A 20,181-nucleotide genomic window follows, 5' to 3' on the forward strand; every position below is an offset into this window, starting at 1 on the left:
GTGCCGAACACATCGACCCCGCCAGCGCGTGGCGCGTGTAGCCACGGGATTGCAGAGGTGCCTGTGTGCCGAGAAGATTGAGTTGAGAGATGAGGGCGCAGGGGGCTTTAATGCCCCCAAAGCACGCGCTGGGCCCAGGCGGGCAGGGGCTGCACCAGTTCTTGCGTCCAGTCCTTCTTGCACAGGGCCACGGCGGTGTGCGTGCCGGGCGTGACGTCCTGGCTGTCGTAGAGCACGGCGGCGTCGGCCGTGCGCACGGCCTGCACCAGGTGGCCGAGGGTACGCGGGTAGCGCGCCAGGATGCGCGTGGGCGGCACGGTGTGGCCGCCTTCGCGCACACGCTGGGCCACGCGCTCCAGCAGGCGCTCGGGCTCGTCCAGCGCCACCACCAGCAGCATGACGAAAAAACCCTGCGCCTGGGCCTCGGCGATCAGTGCCAACTTGGACTCGTGCGAGAACACGGTTTCGCTGACAAAGGAGTGGCCGGCTTGCAGCAGCTCGGCGCGCCGGGCCTCGGCCCAGCGCTGCGCTTCTCGGGAGCGCGACTGCGCATCGCTGATGTGCTGCAGATGGGTGGCTTCGTAGAGGTCGGCGTTGACGAACTCGGCCTCGGCGGGGATGACACCAGCCAGTACCAGTGCGTGGTACAGGGTGGTCTTGCCGGCGCCGTTGGGGCCGGCCAGCAGGTAGAAGACGGGTTTGTTCTTGCTGCGCCGCGGGCCGCTGGCGCGGGCCGTTGCCATGTCAGGCGCTGGCTTTGCGGGCTGGGGTGGCCTTGCGGCGGTTGCCGGCCACCACCTCGCGCACGCGCTGGGCCAGGCTGCCGTCGTCTTCGGCACTCATGAAGCGGGCGAGCAGGGCGTCGGCCTGCGAGCCGGCGGGCTTGGCTTTTGGGGCGACGGCACGCGGGCGCTGCGCGGGGCTGTCATGCAGGCGGGCTTCGTACTGGGCAATGGCGGCCTGCGCCTCCTGCGCGGTGAGCCCGCTGTGCTCCACGATGCGGCCCAGCGTGGCCCAGTACTCCACTTGGCCCGCCACGGAGCGGCGCAGCGGCTGCGCGGCCTCGCGCGCCTGGTCGACCAGGGCGGCGGGGAGTTTGACAGAGGCAAAACCGGTGGTGGGCGTGGTCATGGTACGGCTCCTGATTGGCGCATTATGCGCCATAATGGCGCTAGACACTTGAGGTCGCAATTTGCGACCTCAAGTGATTTCAGCTGGGCCAGGATGCGTTCATGGACTTGACATCACAAACGGTGACATCAAGTTGAGGCGGACGATCTGGACAAGCAGCCCAGAGTAAAGGCAGCGCCAGCGCGGGCGCGCCAGGGCGGTATGATCCGCCACCCACATTTCTTCTCGTCAGCCCGTAGCTCAGTTGGATAGAGCAACAGCCTTCTAAGCTGTGGGTCGGGGGTTCGATCCCCTCCGGGCTGGCCAATCCCAGACGCATATTTCAACCGGCAGGCCGCCCAAGGCCTGGGCGTGCCGGGTCATGCGCTGTCAGCTGCGCTGCAGCACCAGGCGCGTGGGGGAGACTTGAAGTTTCTCGGCGTTCACCGAGCTGCCCAGCTCCTGCAGGTAGACCTGCAGCACGCTGCGGCTGATGACGACATGGCCCACGGTGTAGTCGCGGCCCTGATAGCCCACGTGCGAACCAGGGCGGTACAGGGGCAGATGGACGACGATGGGTTCGGCGACGGCCGGCGCCACAGGGCGGCCGGCTGGCTGGTCCTGCGTGGCATGCAGGTAGTCGGATTCGTTTTTCACTTGGGGTGGCTCTTGCACGGGAAACGGGCGGGCCGCCGTGCAAGTGTCAGGGGGCCACCGCCTCGGGACTTACCAGGAGATACGGGGGAAGCCTGCAAGATACCACAGGACGAAGATCGAGATGAGAACGGGCAGGCCGATGCCGATGAAAGTCAGCAAGGTCAGGAAAAAAGTCCACAACTGGGAGAGCCATTCCCTGAAGACTTCCCGTAGGTCGACGTTCCAAAAATGCTCTTGCCGTTTCATGTCTCTGCCGTCGTGTGGTCGTGTGCTGTGTGACGAAGTTCACACTTTGCGCATGCTGCAAGCGAATGTACCCCCAATCCCGGGCTTCTGAAAGCCGGAATAGCGGGGAGATGTAAGGGTATATGTCGCCGCCGGCCAGGGCGGGGCGGGGCGGCTAGACCAGGTCGACGTCGTGCACCTGGTAGTGGCCGGCCTTGCGGTCGGCAAAGTAGCGCTCCAGCGTTTCCTTGACGGTGCGAAAGGCGATCTCGTCCCAGGGGATTTCGTGCTCGGCGTAGAGCTGGGCTTCCATGGTCTCGGTGCCGGGGGCGAACTGGTCGCTCAGCAGTTTGGCGCGGTAGAAGAGGTGCACCTGGCCCACACGCGCCACGCTGATGATGGTGAACAGGCCTTCCATCTCGATCTGGGCGCCGGCTTCCTCGTCCGTCTCGCGGGCCGCGCCCTGGGCCGTGCTTTCGCCCAGCTCCAGGAAGCCGGCCGGCAGCGTCCATTTGCCCTTGCGCGGCTCGATATTGCGCTTGCACAACAGCACCTTGTCGCCCCAGTGGGGCACGGTGCCCACCACATTGAGCGGGTTTTCGTAGTGGACGGTGCTGCAGGCGGGACAGATGGCGCGCTCGCGCGTGTCGCCGTCGTCGGGGATGCGGTAGACCACGGCCACGCCGCAGTTCTTGCAGTGTTTGATGGGGCTGTGCAGCATGAAAGCGAGTGTAGGGGAAACCGACAGTCGGCCGCGCCGCTGCCCACGCTTAACATGCGACCATCATGGACACCCTGCAGCTCTGGCAACTGCTGGCCGATGCGGTGCTTACCCTGCATTTCGCGGTGGTGGCCTTTGTGCTGGGCGGGGCGCTGGTGGTGCTGCTGGGCGGACCCGCGGGCTGGGCCTGGGTGCGCGCGCCGCTCTTGCGCTGGGCGCATCTGGGGGCCATCGGTTTCGTGGTGCTGCAGACCTGGCTGGGGGCGGCCTGTCCGCTGACGTTGTTGGAAGTCTGGCTGCGCCGGCAGGCCCGCAACGCGGGGTACGAGAGGAGTTTCATCGAACACTGGGTGCAGCGCCTGCTGTATTACGACGCGCCGCCCTGGGTCTTCGGGCTGGCCTACACCCTGTTCGGTCTGGGTGTGCTATGGCTGTGGCGGCGCTGGCCGCCGCGGTCCTGGCGCCGGCCGGCCAGGCGCAAGCCTTGATTTAGGTCATTTTGCGGCCCCGGGATGGCCGCCGAGCGTCAGTTTGCTGCAAGATCGATGCTCATAATTATGAATTCAGTTCCAAGACAGATAAACCGAGGAGAGCCTGGATGAGTCGCTACGCCGAGTTTCACCGCCGTTCCATCACCGACCGTGAGGCCTTCTGGGCCGAGCAGGCCCAATTGATCGACTGGCAGCAGGCCCCGAAGCAGATCTGCGACTACAGCAAGCCACCCTTTGCGCGCTGGTACGTGGGCGGCAGCACCAACCTCTGCCACAACGCGGTGGACCGGCACCTGAAGGACCGCGCCGACCAGGCCGCGCTGATCTACGTCAGCACCGAAACCGACCAGGAAAAAACCTACAGCTTCCGCGAGCTGCACGCCGAGGTACAGCGCATGGCAGCCAGCCTGCTGGAGCTGGGTGTGCAAAAGGGCGACCGTGTGCTGATCTACATGCCCATGATCGCCGAGGCGGCGTTTGCCATGCTGGCCTGCGCGCGTATCGGGGCGATTCATTCGGTGGTGTTCGGCGGTTTTGCCTCGGGTTCGCTGGCCTCGCGCATCGAGGACGCCGAGCCCAAGGTGGTGGTCAGTGCGGACGCGGGCTCGCGCGGCGGCAAGGTGGTGGCCTACAAGCCGCTGCTGGACGAGGCCATCCGCCTGTCCCACCACAAACCCTCGGCTGTGCTGCTGGCGGACCGCGGGCTGTCGCCCATGGAGCTGACGGCCGGGCGCGACCATCTGTGGGGTCCGCTGCGCGAAAAACACCTGAATGCCAAGGTGCCCTGCGAGTGGGTGGATGCCACCCACATCAGCTACACGCTCTACACCTCGGGCACCACCGGGAAGCCCAAGGGTGTGCAGCGCGACACCGGCGGCTACGCCGTGGCGCTGGCGGCCAGCATGAAGTACATCTTCGAAGGCAAACCGGGCGAGACCTATTTCTCCACCAGCGACATCGGCTGGGTGGTGGGGCACAGCTACATCATCTACGGCCCGCTGATCGCCGGCATGGCGACCATCATGTACGAAGGCCTGCCCATCCGGCCGGACGCCGGCATCTGGTGGCAGCTGGTGGAGAAGTACAAGGTCACGCGCATGTTCTCGGCGCCGACGGCGGTACGCGTGCTCAAGAAACAGGACCCGGCCTTCCTCAAGAAATACGACCTCTCCAGCCTGAAAGCGCTGTACCTGGCAGGCGAGCCGCTGGACGAGCCCACGGCGCAGTGGATCAGCGAGGGCCTGGGCGTGCCCATCATCGACAACTACTGGCAGACCGAGACCGGCTGGCCCATCCTGACCATAGCCAACGGCGTGGAGAAGGCACCCAGCAAGTTCGGCAGCCCGGGCGTGCCCATGTATGGCTTTGACGTGAAGCTCATCAGCGAGGCCACGGGCGAGGAACTCACCGGGCCCGACCAGAAGGGCGTGGTGGCCATCGAAGGCCCGCTGCCGCCGGGCTGCATGCAGACGGTATGGCGCGACGACGCGCGTTTTGTGAACACCTACTGGAAGAGCATCCCGGGCAAGCTGGTCTACAGCACCTTCGACTGGGGCATCCGCGACAAGGACGGTTATTTCTTCATTCTGGGCCGCACCGACGACGTGATCAACGTGGCCGGCCATCGCCTGGGCACGCGCGAGATCGAGGAATGCATCTCCGGGCACCCGAATGTGGCCGAGGTGGCCGTGGTGGGCGTGGCCGACCAGCTCAAGGGCCAGGTGGCCATGGCCTTTGCCGTGGCCAAGGACGCCAGCGGGCTGACCAGCGACGCGGCGCGCCTGAAGCTGGAGGGCGAGGTGATGAAGCTGGTGGACAGCCAGCTGGGCGCCGTGGCGCGGCCTTCGCGCGTGTTCTTCGTCAACCTGCTGCCCAAGACGCGCAGCGGCAAGCTGCTGCGCCGCGCGCTGCAGGCCGTGGCCGAGGGCCGCGACCCGGGCGACCTGACCACCATGGACGACCCGGCTGCGCTGCAGCAGGTGCGCGAGCTGGTGGCCGGCGCGGCCAAAGCATAAGAAATAGCGCTTGTATTCATAAGTTGCATGACGCCACCGGTCATTCGGTGGCACAATCGCCCCTGTACTAAGGCTCCTTCCTGCCACAGTCGCATCCGCCAACCGGTCCAGCCGTGCCGCGGAAGGTTTTTCCAACCAGTCAAAGTTTCCTTCAGGGAAACGGAGGTCAGCGCAATATGAGCGAATCCCAATCTCAGGGTTCCAAGCCCGCGTCCGTCTATCAGACGTACAGCGACAACACCTATCTGTTCGGGGGCAATGCTCCGTACGTCGAAGAGATGTACGAGAACTACCTCGCCAACCCCGGCAGCGTCCCCGACAACTGGCGCGATTACTTCGACGCCCTGCAGCACGTGCCTGCCGTCGACGGTACGAACGCCAAGGACATTCCCCACCTGCCGGTCGTCAACGCGTTTGCCGAGCGCGCCAAGCAGGGCGTGACCCAGGTGGTCATGGCCACCGGCGCCGACTCCGAGATGGGTCGCAAGCGCGTGGCCACCCAGCAGCTGATTGCCGCCTACCGCAACGTGGGCCAGCGCTGGGCCGACCTGGACCCCCTCAAGCGCACCGAGCGCCCCGCGATCCCCGAGCTGGAGCCTTCCTTCTACGGCTTCAGCGACGCCGACCAGGAAACGGTGTTCAACATCAGCAACACCTTCTTCGGCAAGGACAGCATGTCCCTGCGCGAGCTGCTCAATGCGCTGCGCGAGACCTACTGCGGCACCCTGGGCGCCGAGTTCATGCACACCACCGACCAGGCGCAGAAGCGCTGGTGGCAGCAGAAGCTGGAGAGCATCCGCAGCAAGCCGAACTACGGCGCTGAAAAGAAGAAGCAGATCCTGGACCGCCTCACCGCGGCCGAGGGTCTGGAGCGTTTCCTGCACACCAAATACGTCGGTCAGAAGCGTTTCTCGCTCGAAGGCGGCGAGAGCTTCATTGCCGCCATGGACGAGCTGATCCAGCTCGCCGGCGCCAAGGGCGTGCAGGAGATCGTGATCGGCATGGCCCACCGCGGCCGACTGAACGTGCTGGTGAACTCCCTGGGCAAGATGCCCGCAGACCTGTTCGCCGAGTTCGACCACACCGCGCCGGAAGACCTGCCGGCCGGTGACGTGAAATACCACCAGGGTTTCAGCTCCGACGTGTCCACTGCGGGTGGCCCGGTGCACCTGAGCCTGGCGTTCAACCCCTCGCACCTGGAAATCGTGAACCCGGTGGTCGAAGGCTCGGTGCGTGCCCGCATGGATCGCCGCGGCGACCCGCACGGCAAGCAGGTGCTGCCGGTGCTGGTGCACGGCGACGCCGCCTTCGGCGGCCAGGGCGTGAACCAGGAAACCCTGGCGCTGGCCCAGACCCGTGGTTACTCCACGGGCGGCACGGTGCACATCATCATCAACAACCAGATCGGTTTCACCACCTCCGACCCGCGCGACATGCGCTCCACCGTGTATTGCACCGACATCGTCAAGATGGTCGAGGCGCCGGTGCTGCACGTCAACGGCGACGACCCGGAGGCCGTGGTGCTGGCCACGCAGCTGGCGCTGGAGTTCCGCATGGAGTTCCGCCAGGACGTGGTGGTGGACATCACCTGCTTCCGCAAGCTGGGCCACAACGAGCAGGACACCCCGAGCCTGACCCAGCCGCTGATGTACAAGAAGATCGCGGCCCACCCCGGCACGCGCAAGCTCTACGGCGACAAGCTGGTCACCCAGGGCGTGCTGACGGGCGAGGGCCCCGATGAAATGGTCAAGGCCTACCGCGCCGCCATGGACGCCGGCCGCCACACGGTGGACCCGGTGCTGACGAACTTCAAGAGCAAGTTCGCGGTGGACTGGTCGCCCTACCTGAGCAAGAAGTGGACGGACGCGGCCGAGACCGCCATTCCGCTGACGGAGTGGAAGCGTCTGGCCGACAAGATCACGACCATTCCCGCGACGGTCACGCCGCACCAGCTGGTGAAGAAGGTCTATGACGACCGCGCCGCCATGGGCCGCGGCGAGATCCCGGTGGACTGGGGCATGGGCGAGCACATGGCTTTCGCCTCGCTGGTGGCCAGCGGCTACCCGGTGCGCCTGTCGGGTGAGGACTGCGGCCGCGGTACCTTCACCCACCGCCACTCGGTCATCCATGACCAGAACCGCGAGAAGTGGGACGTGGGCACCTATGTGCCGCTGGAGAACGTGAGCGAAGGCCAGGCACCCTTCGTCGTGATCGACTCCATCCTGTCCGAAGAGGCGGTGCTGGGCTTCGAGTACGGTTACGCCTCCAACGACCCCAACACCCTGGTGGTCTGGGAAGCCCAGTTCGGCGACTTCGCCAACGGCGCCCAGGTGGTCATCGACCAGTTCATCGCTTCCGGTGAGGTGAAGTGGGGCCGCGTGAACGGCATCACGCTGATGCTGCCGCACGGCTACGAAGGCCAGGGCCCCGAGCACAGCTCGGCCCGCCTGGAGCGTTTCATGCAGCTGGCCGCCGACACGAACATGCAGATCGTGCAGCCGACCACGGCCAGCCAGATCTTCCACGTGCTGCGCCGCCAGATGATTCGCAATCTGCGCAAGCCGCTGATCATCATGACGCCCAAGTCCCTGCTGCGCAACAAGGACGCGACTTCGCCGCTGTCCGAGTTCACCAAGGGCGGCTTCCAGACCATCATCCCCGAGCAGAAGGCCATCAAGGACGAGAAGAACGTCAAGCGCGTGATCGCCTGCTCCGGCAAGGTCTATTACGACCTGGTCAAGAAGCGCGAGGAGAAGGGCCTGGACGACGTGGCCATCCTGCGCGTCGAGCAGCTCTATCCCTTCCCGCACAAGGTCTTCGCTACCGAGCTCAAGAAGTACCCGAACGCCACCGACATCGTCTGGTGCCAGGACGAGCCGCAGAACCAGGGCGCCTGGTTCTTCGTGCAGCACTACATCCACGAAAACATGCTCGATGGCCAGAAGCTGGGTTACGCCGGCCGCGCGGCCTCGGCCTCGCCGGCGGTGGGTTATGCCCACCTGCACCAGGAGCAGCAGAAGGCGCTGGTCGAAGCGGCCTTCGCCAAGCTCAAGGGCTTCGTGCTGACCAAATAAGGCGGAACGGTTTTTCAAGAAATGCGGGGCGCCGCTGAAGGCGCGCCCCGCAACACTCAAAAAGATACGGAAAGAATCAAATGGCTATCGTAGAAGTCAAGGTCCCGCAGCTGTCCGAATCGGTGGCAGAAGCCACCATGCTGCAATGGAAGAAAAAGGCCGGCGAGGCTGTCGCTGCCGACGAAATCCTGATCGATATCGAGACCGACAAGGTCGTGCTGGAAGTGCCGGCCCCGTCGGCCGGCGTGCTGGCCGAGATCGTGGTGGCTGACGGTGGCACCGTGGTGGCCGGCCAGGTCATCGCCCGCATCGACACCGAAGGCAAGGCCGGTGCCGCGGCGCCTGCTGCCGCGCCCGCAGCCGCTGCGGCCGCAGCACCTGCCGTGGCCACGGCCACGGTCTCCGCCTCCAAGGCCGGCGTGGCCATGCCCGCTGCCGCCAAGCTGATGGCCGACAACAGCCTGGCTGCCGGCTCCGTGCCCGGCACGGGCAAGGACGGCCGCGTGACCAAGGGTGACGTGCTGGCCGCCGTGGCCGGTGGCGGTGCCAAGCCCGCTGCCATTCCCACCGGTGCCCCGACCTCGGCCCTGCCGCAGGTGGCCGCGCCCCGTCCGCAGAACCTGGGCGAGCGCCCCGAGCAGCGCGTGCCCATGACGCGCCTGCGCGCGCGCGTGGCCGAGCGCCTGCTGCAGTCGCAGTCCACCAACGCCATCCTGACCACCTTCAACGAGGTCAACATGGCCCCGGTGATGGAGATGCGCAAGCGTTTCCAGGAGAAGTTCGAGAAGGAACACGGCGTCAAGATCGGCTTCATGTCCTTCTTCGTGAAGGCCGCCGTGCATGCTCTTAAGAAGTACCCGGTGCTCAACGCCTCGGTGGACGGCAACGACATCGTCTACCACGGCTACTTCGACATCGGCATCGCCGTCGGTTCGCCGCGCGGCCTGGTGGTGCCCATCCTGCGCAACGCCGACCAGATGAGCTTTGCCGACATCGAGAAGAAGATTGCCGAGTACGGCGCCAAGGCGCGTGACGGCAAGCTGGGCATCGAGGAGATGACCGGTGGCACCTTCTCCATCTCCAACGGCGGTGTGTTCGGCTCCATGCTGTCCACCCCCATCATCAACCCGCCGCAGTCGGCCATCCTGGGCGTGCACGCCACCAAGGACCGCGCCGTGGTGGAGAACGGGCAGATCGTGATCCGTCCGATCAACTACCTGGCCATGAGCTACGACCACCGCATCATCGACGGCCGCGAAGCCGTGCTGGGCCTGGTGGCGATGAAAGAGGCGCTGGAAGATCCGGCGCGTCTGTTGTTTGATATCTGATCCACCCCCGACTCTCGCTCACTGCGTGTAGCTCGCATCCCCCCTCAAGGGGGCGCTCCCAGCGGCCTGGCACAGCCAGTTCCGCGGGAGCCCTGGCCAAACAAGCTGGAGCCGCAGCGATGGGACGAATTTCAAGGAAAGTACTATGAGCAAAAAATTCGACGTGGTCGTCATCGGTGGCGGCCCCGGCGGCTACATTGCCGCCATCCGCGCCGCCCAGCTGGGCATGAACGTGGCCTGCATCGACGAGTGGAAGAACGAGAAGGGCGGCCCGGCCCCGGGCGGCACCTGCACCAACGTGGGCTGCATCCCGTCCAAGGCGCTGCTGCAGTCGTCCGAGCACTTCGAGCACGCCAACAAGCACTTTGCCGAGCACGGCATCACGGCCAGCGACGTCAAGATGGACGTGGCCAGGATGATCGGCCGCAAGGACGCCGTGGTGAAGCAGAACAACGACGGCATCCTCTACCTGTTCAAGAAGAACAAGGTCACCTTCTTCCACGGCCGCGGCTCTTTCGTGAAAGCGGTCGACGGCGGCTACGAGATCAAGGTGGCAGGTGCGGCCGAGGAAAGCCTGGTGGCCAGGCAGGTCATCGTGGCGACCGGCTCCAACGCCCGTGCGCTGCCGGGCACGCCGTTTGACGAGGTCAATGTGCTGTCCAACGACGGTGCGCTGCGCCTGGGCGCCACCCCGAAGAAGCTGGGCCTGATCGGCTCGGGCGTGATCGGCCTGGAGATGGGTTCGGTCTGGCGCCGACTGGGCGCCGAGGTCACCATCCTCGAAGGTCTGCCGACCTTCCTGGGCGCAGTGGACGATCAGATCGCCAAGGAAGCCAAGAAGGCCTTCGACAAGCAGGGCCTGAAGATCGAGCTGGGCGTGAAGGTCGGCGAGATCAAGAACGGCAAGAAGGGCGTGAGCATCGCCTACACCAACGCCAAGGGTGAAGCCCAGACGCTGGAGGTGGACAAGCTCATCGTCTCCATCGGCCGTGTGCCCAACACCATCGGCCTGAATGCCGAGGCCGTGGGCCTGAAGCTGGACGAGCGCGGCGCCATCGTGGTCGACGGCGACTGCAAGACCAGCCTGCCGGGCGTGTGGGCCGTGGGTGACGTGGTGCGCGGCCCCATGCTGGCGCACAAGGCGGAAGAAGAGGGCGTGGCCGTGGCCGAGCGCATGGCCGGCCAGCACGGGCACGTGAACTTCAACACCATTCCCTGGGTCATCTACACCAGCCCCGAGATCGCCTGGGTGGGCCGCACCGAGCAGCAGCTCAAGGCGGACGGCGTGGCCTACAAGGCCGGCACCTTCCCCTTCCTGGCCAACGGCCGCGCGCGTGCACTGGGCGACACGACCGGCATGGTGAAGTTCCTGGCCGACGCCAAGACCGACGAGATCCTGGGCGTGCACATGGTGGGACCGCAGGTGAGCGAGCTGATTTCCGAGGCCGTGGTGGCCATGGAGTTCAAGGCCAGCGCCGAGGACATCGCCCGCATCTGCCACGCGCACCCGTCGCTCAGCGAGGCGACCAAGGAAGCCGCGCTGGCCGTGGACAAGCGCACGCTGAACTTCTAAGTTCGCAGGGTCCGGGTTTTGGCGTCCGTCCGCGAAGCCTACGAAGCCGAGCTCAAGACGCGGGGTTACGCGAGTGACCCCGCGCAGCTGCGTGCGGTCGAGGCGCTGGAGCGCTGCGCCACCGAGTGGTCCCACTACAAGGAAAAACGCTCCAACGCGCTGAAGAAGCTCATCAACCATCCCGATATTCCCCGGGGCGTTTACATGCACGGCGGGGTGGGGCGGGGCAAGAGCTTCCTGATGGACTGCTTCTTCAATGCCGTGCCGCTCAAGCGCAAGACGCGCCTGCACTTCCATGAATTCATGCGCGAGGTGCACCGCGAGCTGGCCGAGTTGCAGGGCACCGTCAACCCGCTGGATGCGCTGGCCGAGCGCATGGCCGACAAGTTCAAGCTGATCTGCTTCGACGAGTTTCATGTCGCCGACATCACCGACGCCATGATCCTGCATCGCCTGCTGGCGGCCCTGTTCAGGAACGGCGTGGGCCTGGTGGCGACGTCCAACTTCAAGCCCGACGACCTGTATCCCAACGGTCTGCACCGCGATCGCATCCTGCCGGCCATCGCCTTGCTGAACCAGACCATGGAGCTGGTCAACGTCGACAACGGCACCGACTATCGCCGCCGCACCATGGAACAGGTGCAGCTTTATCACACGCCGCTGGGCCCGCAGGCCGATGCCGCCATGTCGCAGGCCTTCGACCGCCTGGCCGAAGCGCACGACGAGGACCCGGTGCTGCACATCGAGGCGCGTCAGATCCAGGCCCGGCGCAAGGCCGGTGGTGTGGTGTGGTTCGACTTCAGGACCCTCTGCGGGGGGCCGCGTTCGCAGAACGACTACCTGGAAATCGCCACCCAGTTTCATACCGTGTTCCTGAGCGACGTGCCGCACATGCCGGTGCGCATGGCCTCCGAGGCACGGCGTTTCACCTGGCTGGTGGACGTGCTGTACGACCGCCGGGTCAAGCTCATCCTGTCGGCTGCCGTGCCGCCGGAGCAGCTCTACACCGAGGGGCCCCTGGTGCACGAATTTCCGCGTACAGTGTCACGACTGAACGAAATGCAGTCACGCGAGTTCCTCGAATCGGAACGTCGTGTGGTCGATACCAGCCTCACATGAAACGTTTCCTGACCCTGCTGGCCGGCCTGGGCACCCTGGTGCTGGCCCTGGCACAGCAGTCGACTTCCTATGACCCGCAGGCCGCGGAGCGCGAGGCCGCCCGCATCGCGACCGAACGCCGCCAGGCGCTGGAGCGTTATGGCCAGGAAGAGGCCGACTGTTACCAGCGTTTTGCCGTGAACGATTGCCTGAGCCAGATGCGCAAGCGCCGTCGTGTCACGATGGAGGAGTTGCGTCGCCAGGAAATCATCCTGGGTGATGAGCGCCGTGCCGCCGCTGCGGCCGAGAAGATCCGCCGCACCGAGGCGCAGGCCGCCGAACGCGACAGCGCGCTCGCACAGGAACAGCGCGAAGCAGCCCAGAAGGCCGACCAGGAGCGCCAGCAGCGTGCACGCCAGAAGCAGGCGACGCAGAGCGCGCCAGGGCCGGCTGCGGCCGCCTCGGCGCCGACCCGGCCCGCTGCTGCTGCCAGTGCCGCCACCGAGGCGGCCCAGCGTGCCGCCATGCAGCGGGCCTACGAGGAAAGACAGCGCCAGGCCGAGGAACGCCGCAAGGAGCGCGAGCGCGCCCAGTCCGGGAAGGCGCCGAGCACCAGCCGGCCCTTGCCGGTGCCTCCCTGAGAGCCCCTGACAGGCGCTGAGGCTCAGCGTTTGTCGTTCAGCGGTTCGAGCTTGACGATCACCAGCGACAGGTTGTCGCCGCCGCCGTTGGCACGTGAACGCGCCTTCTCGATCAGGAACTCGGAGGCTTCGCGCGCCGAGAGGCTGGAGAGCACCGAACCCAGTTCGTCGTTGTTGAAGTAGTGCCAGACGCCGTCGCTGCAGGCCATGAGCGTGTCGCCCGGGCGCAGCTGCGGGATGAAATGGGTTTCCTGGGGCGGATCGCTCTCGGTGCCCAGGCAGCCCATCAGGATGTTGGACTGCGGATGCACGGCGGCTTCCTCTTCGGTCAGCTCCCCGCGGTTGACCAGGGACTGCACATAGGAGTGGTCCAGGGTACGGCGCACCATCTGGTTGGCGTGGAAGTGGTAGATGCGCGAGTCGCCGGCGTGAATCCAGTGGCAGTCCCCGCCCGGATTGATCAGGAAGGCGGCCAGGGTGCTGTGCGGCTCCTGTTCGGCGGAAATGGCGGTCAGCTTGATGACGATGTGCGCTTCCTGCACCATCTGCGACAGCATGGCGGAGGCGTCGTCGGTCTCGGGGGCGTAGCGCTCGAAGAGCTGCTGGGCGGTGAGCATGACTTGGTCGGAGGCCTTGCGGCCGCCGCTGCGCCCGCCCATGCCGTCCGCCACCACAGCCAGCATGCAGCCGATGTGGCGCGGGTGGGTGAATACCGCCACCTGGTCCTGCTGGTATTCGCGATCGCCCTTGTGGATGCCGGTCGCTGCGGTGAGTCGGTAGCCTTTGCTCATTGATTTGTATCCGCTGTGTCCCCTGGATCCGGCCCGTGAGGGCTGGATGAAAGTCGTATTATCAAACCATTCCTGAAAGCATAGCTGACAAGTATTCCCGCTTTGGCTGTTTTCCCACCGGGCCTGATTTTTGGATTCCAACCTGCATTCCCCGCAGCGCCGCCTGATCGAGCTGCGCATGGAGCACGCCGACCTCGACGCCCTGATCGACCGCACGAGCCACGAAGCCGTGCTCGACGAGCTGATGATGCGCCGGCTGAAGAAGCGCCGGCTGGTCCTGCGCGACGAGATCGCCCGGCTCGAACACGAACTCACGCCCGATGAACCTGCATGACGCCGTGCGCGCAGCCTTCGCGCCCGAGGGCGTGCTGGCGCGCACCGTGGACGAATTCCACCCCCGCAGCGGGCAGACCGACATGGCGCTGGCCGTGGCCGAGGCCATCGAGCAGCGCAGCGTGCTGGTGGCCGAGGCCGGCACCGGCGTGGGCAAGACCTACGCCTACCTGGTGCCGGCCCTGCTCAGCGGCGAACGCGTGCTGCTGTCCACCGCCACCAAGACCCTGCAGGACCAGCTCTACGGCCGCGACCTGCCGCGCCTGATCGAGGCGCTGGGCCTGCCGCTGCGTGCGGCCCTGCTCAAGGGGCGTGCGAGTTACCTCTGCCTGCACCGCATGGAACTGGCCCGGCAGGAGGGTGCGATGGCGGCGCCGCAGGCCGCTTTTGCCCTGGCCCGCGTGGAACGCTGGGCCCAGCAGACCCGCAGCGGCGACCTGTCCGAACTGCCGGGGCTGGACGAACGCTCACCGGTGATACCTTTGGTCACATCCACCCGCGACAACTGCCTGGGCAGCAACTGCCCGCGCTACCGCGAGTGCCACGTGAACCTGGCGCGGCGCGAGGCGCTGGCGGCCGACGTGGTGGTCATCAACCACCATCTGTTCTTCGCGGATCTCGCGGTGCGTGAATCGGGCATGGCCGAGCTGCTGCCCAGCGTGAGCACGGTGATCTTCGACGAGGCGCACACGCTCAACGAGACGGGCGTGCAGTTCCTGGGCCGCCAGCTCTCCACCGCGCAGGTGCTGGACTTCTGCCGCGACCTGCTGGCCTGTGGGCTGCAGCAGGCGCGCGGCTTGGCCGACTGGCAGCAGCTGACCGCCGATGTGGAGCGCGCCGCGCGTGACCTGCGCCTGTGCGCCGGGCGGGCGCCGGCCGGCGGCAGCCGCCATGCCTGGGATGGCGCCGCCCCCGAACACATCGCTGCCGACAGCTGGGTGCTGGCCCTGGGCGCGCTGCAGCGTGCCTGCGGCGAGGCACGCGCCGCGCTGGAGCACATGGACGAGCTGGGGCCGGACTTTGCGCGCCTGGCCGAGCGTGCCCGCGCCCTGGCGGCGCTGGCGGACTTCTTCCTGGCCGAACGCGCGCCCGAGGCGGTGCGCTGGCTGGAGGTGTCGCAACAGCTGCGCCTGGTGGAGTCGCCACTGGACATCGCCGATGCGGTGCAGACACGGCTGCTGGCGCCGCGGGAGGGCGAGGCCTCCTCACGCAGCTGGATCTTCACCTCGGCCACGCTGGGTGACGACGAGCGCCTGAGCTGGTTCACCGAACCCTGCGGCCTGGGCGACGCGCGCGTGCTGCGCGTGGACAGCCCCTTCGACTACGCGCGTCAGGCCGCCGTCTACGTGCCGCGCCAGCTGTCCAAGCCCAACGATTCACGGCACAGCGACGAGGTGGCGGCCCTGGTGGCGCGGCTGGCCCCGGTGCTGGGCGGTCGCACCCTGGTGCTGACGACGACCTTGCGCGCGCTGCGCAGCATCAGCGCCGGCCTGCCGCAGCTGCTGCCGCCGGACCGCGGCATCCAGGTGCTGAGCCAGGGGCAATTGCCCAAGCGCGAACTGCTCGACCGTTTCCGCGAGGGCGTGTTGCCGGGCCAGCCCGGTTGCGTGCTGGTGGCGTCGGCCTCGTTCTGGGAGGGGGTGGACATTCCGGGTGAAGCGCTGCAGCTGGTGGTGATCGACAAGCTGCCTTTTCCGCCGCCGGGCGACCCGCTGGTGCAGGCGCGCAGCCGCCGGCTCGAAGCGGCCGGGCGCAGCCCCTTCAACGACTACCACGTGCCCGAGGCGGCCGTGGCGCTCAAACAGGGGGCGGGGCGGCTGATCCGCCGGGTGTCGGACCAGGGCGTGCTGGTGATCTGCGATACGCGCCTGGCGAGCATGGGTTATGGTCGCCGCCTGCTGGCGGCCTTGCCGCCGATGCGGCGGCTGGCCAATGAGGCCGAGCTCGATCAGCGCTTGCTGGAGCTCACCACAGCTTCCACCACGGGCCCTGTCTGACCGTGGTGGTGGGGGCTTCTTCGCCGCCGCTGCCCCCGATGTAGCGGCTTTGGGGGTAGTTGGTCTGCAGCACGCGGCGCGCGTCGTCGCGCAGCTGGGGCATCTGCAGGGCGTCGTAGGACTGCATCAGGATGTAGAGGGCTTCTTCCAGCGCCGGCGCATCGCGGTAGTCGGCGATGGCCTGCTGGGCGCGGTTGATGGCCGCCAGGTGGGCGCCGCGGCTGAAGTAATAACGTGCCACGTGCACTTCGTACTTGGCCAGCGAGTTGACGATGTGGGTCATGCGCGCCCGCGCATCGGGCGTGTAGCGCGAGTCGGGGAAACGCGTGACCAGTTCCTTGAAGGAGGCGAAGGACTCCTTGGCGGCCTGCTGGTCGCGCTCGGCCAGGTCCTGGCGTGTCAGCGAGGAGAAGACGCCCAGGTTCTCGTTGAAGTTGACCACGCCCTTGAAGTACAGCGCGTAGTCCAGGGCCGGGCTGGCCGGGTGCAGGCGGATGAAGCGGTCCAGCGTGGCGATGGCCTGGGCCGGCTCCTCGTTCTTGTAGTGGGCGTGGGCCTTTTCAAGCTGGGCCTGCTGCGCCAGCGGCGTACCGGCGGCGCGGCCTTCGAGTTTTTCGAACAGTCCGATGGCCTTGCTGTACTGCAGGTTGTAGACCTCCTCGCGCGCTTCCGCGAGGATTTCTTCCGGTGTCATCTTGGCGGTCAGATCGACCGGTTTGGTGGAGCAGCCGGCCAGCAACGCCGCGGCGGCCAGGAGCAGGGCGGAGACGACCGATAATTTGGCGCTGGGCATCAGAGGCGTACTCGTTGAAACAACAAGCATCAATTATATCGACCGACCCCGTGAACGAGGACTTTGACGAGGCGGCCGAGGGCGCTTCCGAGGTCGAGCTGCGGCCCTGGACCATCGGCACGGACCAGCATGGCCTGCGCCTGGACCGCGCCCTGAGCGCGCTGGTGCCCGAGTTTTCGCGCAGCTACCTGCAGCAGCTGATCGAGGCGGGCGCCGTGACCCAGGGCGAGCTGACCCTGCGCAAGCCCGCGCACAAGGTGCGGGCCGGCGAGCAGGGTTCGATCGAATTGCGGCCCACGCCGCAGAGCCAGGCCTTCCTGCCCGAGGCCATGGCGCTGGACATCGTCTACGGGGACGAGCACCTGCTGGTGCTCAACAAGCCCGCCGGCCTGGTGGTGCACCCGGCGCCGGGCAACTGGCGCGGCACCCTGCTCAACGGCCTGCTGGCGCACGACGCCAAGGCGGCACAGCTGCCGCGCGCGGGCATCGTGCACCGCCTGGACAAGGACACCAGCGGCCTGATGGTGGTGGCGCGCACGCGCACCACCATGGATGCGCTGGTCAAGCTGATCGCGGCGCGCGAGGTCAGCCGCCAGTACCTGGCGCTGGCACAGCAGCCCTGGAGCGGCCCGGCGCGGCGCGACGTGGAGGCCGCCATCGGGCGCGACCCGCGCAACCGCCTGCGCATGGCCGTGGTGGACCTGTTGCGCCAGCCGGGCAAACCGGCGAAAACCACGTTCGAGCTGCTGTACAACGCCGCGCAGGGCTGCTGGCTGCGCTGCACCCTGCACACGGGGCGCACCCACCAGATCCGCGTGCACGCGGCCTCCATCGGCCATCCGCTGCTGGCCGACACCCTGTACGGCGGCGCGCCGGGCGCCGGCATGTCGCGCCAGGCCCTGCACGCCTGGCGCCTGGCCTTCACCCATCCCGTGAGCGGGCGCGAGCTGGTCTTCAAGGCCGCCCTGCCGCAGGACATGCGCGAGGCCCTGGCCGACTGGGGTGTGGGCTACAATGCCCAGCAGGACGTTCTGTGAAGAACGTGCCCCGGCCCCGTGCGACATCCGGGTGCCCCTGGTCCGGGATCGTGATGATCCGCAGGCCCACTCTCCTACAGACCCCTCTCATCCTGCATCGGTTAGATGCATAGCCCGGATTCGAAGAGACATGAATACAACGGAAGCCAAGCGTGTACTGGAAACGGCGCTGATCTGCGCCCAGCAGCCGATGCAGGTGCGCGACATGCGCGTGCTGTTCGACGACAGCCTGGGCGTGGACACCATCAAGCAACTGCTGGAGGAACTGCAGCAGGAATGGACCGGGCGCGGCGTCGAGCTGGTCTGTGTGGCCAGCGGCTGGCGCTTCCAGAGCCGCCCCGAGATGCGCGAATTCCTGGACCGCCTGCACCCCGAGAAGCCGCCGCGCTACTCGCGTGCCACGCTCGAAACCCTGGCCATCATCGCCTACCGCCAGCCGGTCACGCGCGGCGACATGGAAGACATCCGCGGGGTCACCATCAGTTCGCTGATCATCAAGCAGCTTGAAGACCGCGGCTGGATCGAGGTCATCGGGCACCGCGAAGCGCCGGGCCGCCCGGGGCTGTACGCCACCACCAGGCATTTCCTCGACGACCTGGGCCTGGCCTCGCTCGACCAGCTGCCCCTGATGGACAACCCGGCCCAGTCCTCGGGCCTGCTGGAAGTGCTGAACGAACTGCCTGCGCCTGCTGACGGCGACACGCACGAACTGCCGCTGGCCGAGCCCGCCGCCGAAGCCGGCAGCGACGAACCTTTTGCCTTGACCGGAAATCAGCCATGACCGAACAGACGCCTGGCGTGACGCCGCCCGAGCCCGACAGCGACATGCACGCTCCTGCACCGGTCCACCCGGCCGGGGCGGTCGAACCCGCCGAGGGCTCCGTACCTGCGGGCGCCGAGGCGGAAGACCGGACGGCCAGGCCGGCGACAGCGCGCAAACCGCACGCCACGCCGCCCGTCGTCGATGCGGGCCAGCGTTTTGCGGCCGTGGTGTCCGGCGAGTTCGACGCCGACGAGGAGGCGCCCGAGGCCGAAGTGCCCGTCAAGCGCGTGCTGAGCGCCCAGGCCGAGACGCCCAAGCTGCACAAGGTGCTGGCCCAGGCCGGCATGGGTTCGCGCCTGGAGATGGAGCAGCTCATCATGGAAGGGCGCATCTCGGTCAACAACGAGCCGGCCCATATCGGCCAGCGCATCCAGTTCGGCGACCAGATCAAGGTCAACGGCAAGCCCATCCGGGTGCGCATCGATCCGCCGCCGCCGCGCGTCATCGCCTATCACAAGCCGGTCGGCGAGGTCGTCACGCACGACGACCCGCAGAACCGTCCCACCGTGTTTCGCAAGCTGCCCAAGCTGCACCAGGGCAAGTGGCAGTCGGTCGGCCGCCTGGACCTGAACACCGAGGGGCTGCTGCTGTTCACGAACTCCGGCGACCTGGCCAACAATCTCATGCATCCGCGTTTCGGCCTGGAGCGCGAGTACGCGGTGCGCGTGCTGGGGGCCCTGAGCAAGGAAGAGAAGCAGCGGCTGCTGGACGGTGTGCAGCTGGACGACGGCACAGCCCATTTCAGCACGATCGAAGAGGGCGGTGGCGAGGGCTCCAACTGCTGGTACCGCGTCACGATTTCCGAGGGGCGCAACCGCGAGGTGCGCCGCATGCTGGAGGCGGTCGGCCATGCCGTCAGCCGCCTGATCCGCATCCGCTACGGCGCCATGGTGCTGCCGCGCGGCCTCAAGCGTGGTGCCTGGATGGAACTCGACGACGCCGACATCCGCGGCCTCATGCGTGCGGCCGAGCGCCGCCCGGGCGGCGGTGCGGAAGGCGCCACGGGCGAGGGCGGTGAACGCCCGCCGGCCCAGGGCAAACCGGGCGGCGGGCGCAACCGGCGGCGCGGCGGCGCGCAGGGGCCGGGCCCGCGTGGTGCCGGTGGCCCCATGGGCGACAAGTCTGGCGGCCCGCGCAAGGGCGGTGGCGGCCAGGGCCAGCAGCAGGGCCGCAACAAGGATCGCAATCCGCGCCAGGGCGGCGGCGGGGATGGCCAGCCCGACCCGATGAAAACCTCCTTCGGCTACATCGGCGCCGACAGCTTCACGCGCCAGCGCCAGGAGCCGCGTCGCGGCGGGGGCAATGGCGGCGGTGGTGGCAACGGCGGGCCGCGCCGCGGTGGTCGCGGGGGTGGGCGCTGAAGGCGTCCGGCCGGGCGGATCGCCCCGGCACTCTCGGTGTCACTGACACCGGTTAAAATACGGGGCTTTGCCCATGGTGGGGCAGAAACCCATTTTCATAAACAGACCCAGGA

General features: G+C 67.2%; 19 protein-coding genes and 1 tRNA gene. 13 read left to right on the top strand and 7 right to left on the bottom strand.

The window, feature by feature from the left end; all coding sequences use genetic code 11:
• Positions 1 to 107: 107 nt before the first annotated feature.
• Both AC1RRP_RS10695 and AC1RRP_RS10700 read right to left on the bottom strand, forming a co-directional pair.
• Positions 108 to 743, bottom strand: a complete 636-nt coding sequence (locus AC1RRP_RS10695) for an ATPase (RefSeq protein ID WP_493035945.1) — start codon at positions 741 to 743, stop codon at positions 108 to 110.
• A 1-nt stretch (position 744) separates the two neighbouring features.
• Entirely contained in the window at positions 745 to 1,131 is a 387-nt protein-coding gene (locus AC1RRP_RS10700) for a TA system antitoxin ParD family protein (protein ID WP_493035947.1), read from the bottom strand.
• A 229-nt stretch (positions 1,132 to 1,360) separates the two neighbouring features.
• Between AC1RRP_RS10700 and AC1RRP_RS10705 the strand changes: the two genes are divergently transcribed.
• A tRNA-Arg gene (locus AC1RRP_RS10705) sits at positions 1,361 to 1,437 on the top strand.
• Positions 1,438 to 1,500: 63 nt separating this feature from the next.
• Here the strand turns inward: AC1RRP_RS10705 and AC1RRP_RS10710 are convergent.
• From AC1RRP_RS10710 to AC1RRP_RS10720, 3 genes are all read right to left on the bottom strand, one after another.
• Entirely contained in the window at positions 1,501 to 1,767 is a 267-nt protein-coding gene (locus AC1RRP_RS10710) for a hypothetical protein (RefSeq protein ID WP_493035949.1), read from the bottom strand.
• Positions 1,768 to 1,836: 69 nt separating this feature from the next.
• Entirely contained in the window at positions 1,837 to 2,013 is a 177-nt protein-coding gene (locus tag AC1RRP_RS10715; protein WP_156404540.1) for a hypothetical protein, read from the bottom strand.
• A gap of 154 nt (positions 2,014 to 2,167) precedes the next feature.
• Positions 2,168 to 2,713, bottom strand: coding sequence for an NUDIX hydrolase (locus AC1RRP_RS10720; RefSeq protein WP_322276041.1), 546 nt, complete (start codon positions 2,711 to 2,713; stop codon positions 2,168 to 2,170).
• A 65-nt stretch (positions 2,714 to 2,778) separates the two neighbouring features.
• On the opposite strand from AC1RRP_RS10720, the gene AC1RRP_RS10725 reads away from it, so the two are divergent.
• From AC1RRP_RS10725 to AC1RRP_RS10755, 7 genes are all read left to right on the top strand, one after another.
• Positions 2,779 to 3,201: a DUF2784 domain-containing protein gene (locus tag AC1RRP_RS10725; protein ID WP_493035952.1), complete on the top strand. Its 423-nt coding sequence runs from the start codon at positions 2,779 to 2,781 to the stop codon at positions 3,199 to 3,201.
• A gap of 53 nt (positions 3,202 to 3,254) precedes the next feature.
• The gene (locus AC1RRP_RS10730; RefSeq protein WP_493036073.1) at positions 3,255 to 5,219 is read left to right on the top strand and encodes a propionate--CoA ligase; all 1,965 of its coding nucleotides are present in this window, start codon (positions 3,255 to 3,257) and stop codon (positions 5,217 to 5,219) included.
• 176 nt (positions 5,220 to 5,395) lie between these two features.
• Complete coding sequence (locus AC1RRP_RS10735) at positions 5,396 to 8,293, top strand: 2-oxoglutarate dehydrogenase E1 component (RefSeq protein WP_493035954.1); 2,898 nt, start codon at positions 5,396 to 5,398, stop codon at positions 8,291 to 8,293.
• Positions 8,294 to 8,373: 80 nt separating this feature from the next.
• A complete protein-coding gene (gene odhB / locus AC1RRP_RS10740) occupies positions 8,374 to 9,621 on the top strand; it encodes a 2-oxoglutarate dehydrogenase complex dihydrolipoyllysine-residue succinyltransferase (protein WP_493035956.1) in 1,248 nt (415 codons plus the stop codon).
• A 145-nt stretch (positions 9,622 to 9,766) separates the two neighbouring features.
• The gene (gene lpdA, locus AC1RRP_RS10745; protein WP_493035958.1) at positions 9,767 to 11,194 is read left to right on the top strand and encodes a dihydrolipoyl dehydrogenase; all 1,428 of its coding nucleotides are present in this window, start codon (positions 9,767 to 9,769) and stop codon (positions 11,192 to 11,194) included.
• An 18-nt stretch (positions 11,195 to 11,212) separates the two neighbouring features.
• A complete protein-coding gene (zapE, locus tag AC1RRP_RS10750; RefSeq protein ID WP_493035960.1) occupies positions 11,213 to 12,313 on the top strand; it encodes a cell division protein ZapE in 1,101 nt (366 codons plus the stop codon).
• Positions 12,310 to 12,933 (top strand): hypothetical protein, encoded by a 624-nt coding sequence (locus tag AC1RRP_RS10755; RefSeq protein WP_493035962.1) that lies wholly within the window; start codon positions 12,310 to 12,312, stop codon positions 12,931 to 12,933. Before zapE ends, AC1RRP_RS10755 begins: the two co-directional genes overlap by 4 nt.
• Positions 12,934 to 12,956: 23 nt before the next feature.
• On the opposite strand, the gene AC1RRP_RS10760 is transcribed toward AC1RRP_RS10755, so the two are convergent.
• Positions 12,957 to 13,724, bottom strand: coding sequence for a PP2C family protein-serine/threonine phosphatase (locus AC1RRP_RS10760; RefSeq protein ID WP_493035964.1), 768 nt, complete (start codon positions 13,722 to 13,724; stop codon positions 12,957 to 12,959).
• 130 nt (positions 13,725 to 13,854) lie between these two features.
• Here AC1RRP_RS10760 and AC1RRP_RS10765 point away from each other — a divergent pair, with 130 nt between their 5' ends.
• Together AC1RRP_RS10765 and yoaA are read left to right on the top strand one after the other, a co-directional pair.
• Positions 13,855 to 14,058, top strand: coding sequence for a YdcH family protein (locus tag AC1RRP_RS10765; protein WP_493035966.1), 204 nt, complete (start codon positions 13,855 to 13,857; stop codon positions 14,056 to 14,058).
• On the top strand, positions 14,045 to 16,054 hold the full coding sequence (gene yoaA / locus AC1RRP_RS10770) for a DNA repair helicase YoaA (protein ID WP_493035968.1): 2,010 nt from the start codon (positions 14,045 to 14,047) through the stop codon (positions 16,052 to 16,054). Before AC1RRP_RS10765 ends, yoaA begins: the two co-directional genes overlap by 14 nt.
• On the opposite strand, the gene AC1RRP_RS10775 is transcribed toward yoaA, so the two are convergent.
• Positions 16,023 to 16,847, bottom strand: a complete 825-nt coding sequence (locus AC1RRP_RS10775; RefSeq protein ID WP_493035971.1) for an outer membrane protein assembly factor BamD — start codon at positions 16,845 to 16,847, stop codon at positions 16,023 to 16,025. The two genes, yoaA and AC1RRP_RS10775, sit on opposite strands and share 32 nt — an antisense overlap.
• Positions 16,848 to 16,897: 50 nt before the next feature.
• Between AC1RRP_RS10775 and AC1RRP_RS10780 the strand changes: the two genes are divergently transcribed.
• The 3 genes from AC1RRP_RS10780 (at position 16,898) to AC1RRP_RS10790 (ending at position 20,068) form a co-directional block, all read left to right on the top strand.
• Positions 16,898 to 17,884 (top strand): RluA family pseudouridine synthase, encoded by a 987-nt coding sequence (locus AC1RRP_RS10780; RefSeq protein WP_493035973.1) that lies wholly within the window; start codon positions 16,898 to 16,900, stop codon positions 17,882 to 17,884.
• A gap of 130 nt (positions 17,885 to 18,014) precedes the next feature.
• Positions 18,015 to 18,665 (top strand): SMC-Scp complex subunit ScpB, encoded by a 651-nt coding sequence (scpB, locus tag AC1RRP_RS10785; RefSeq protein ID WP_493035975.1) that lies wholly within the window; start codon positions 18,015 to 18,017, stop codon positions 18,663 to 18,665.
• 44 nt (positions 18,666 to 18,709) lie between these two features.
• Positions 18,710 to 20,068: a pseudouridine synthase gene (locus AC1RRP_RS10790; protein ID WP_493036075.1), complete on the top strand. Its 1,359-nt coding sequence runs from the start codon at positions 18,710 to 18,712 to the stop codon at positions 20,066 to 20,068.
• Positions 20,069 to 20,181 lie beyond the last annotated feature (113 nt).

This window comes from Hylemonella sp. GW821-FHT12C09, from assembly GCF_058807395.1.

Coding starts and splice junctions, on each gene's coding strand:
- odhB (WP_493035956.1), top strand. CDS start 8,374: ATGGCTATCGTAGAAGTCAAGGTCCCGCAGCTGTCCGAATCGGTGGCA.
- AC1RRP_RS10725 (WP_493035952.1), top strand. CDS start 2,779: ATGGACACCCTGCAGCTCTGGCAACTGCTGGCCGATGCGGTGCTTACC.
- AC1RRP_RS10720 (WP_322276041.1), bottom strand. CDS start 2,713: ATGCTGCACAGCCCCATCAAACACTGCAAGAACTGCGGCGTGGCCGTG.
- AC1RRP_RS10760 (WP_493035964.1), bottom strand. CDS start 13,724: ATGAGCAAAGGCTACCGACTCACCGCAGCGACCGGCATCCACAAGGGC.
- AC1RRP_RS10735 (WP_493035954.1), top strand. CDS start 5,396: ATGAGCGAATCCCAATCTCAGGGTTCCAAGCCCGCGTCCGTCTATCAG.
- AC1RRP_RS10715 (WP_156404540.1), bottom strand. CDS start 2,013: ATGAAACGGCAAGAGCATTTTTGGAACGTCGACCTACGGGAAGTCTTC.
- AC1RRP_RS10775 (WP_493035971.1), bottom strand. CDS start 16,847: ATGCCCAGCGCCAAATTATCGGTCGTCTCCGCCCTGCTCCTGGCCGCC.
- lpdA (WP_493035958.1), top strand. CDS start 9,767: ATGAGCAAAAAATTCGACGTGGTCGTCATCGGTGGCGGCCCCGGCGGC.
- yoaA (WP_493035968.1), top strand. CDS start 14,045: ATGAACCTGCATGACGCCGTGCGCGCAGCCTTCGCGCCCGAGGGCGTG.
- AC1RRP_RS10700 (WP_493035947.1), bottom strand. CDS start 1,131: ATGACCACGCCCACCACCGGTTTTGCCTCTGTCAAACTCCCCGCCGCC.
- AC1RRP_RS10695 (WP_493035945.1), bottom strand. CDS start 743: ATGGCAACGGCCCGCGCCAGCGGCCCGCGGCGCAGCAAGAACAAACCC.
- AC1RRP_RS10755 (WP_493035962.1), top strand. CDS start 12,310: ATGAAACGTTTCCTGACCCTGCTGGCCGGCCTGGGCACCCTGGTGCTG.
- scpB (WP_493035975.1), top strand. CDS start 18,015: ATGAATACAACGGAAGCCAAGCGTGTACTGGAAACGGCGCTGATCTGC.
- AC1RRP_RS10790 (WP_493036075.1), top strand. CDS start 18,710: ATGCACGCTCCTGCACCGGTCCACCCGGCCGGGGCGGTCGAACCCGCC.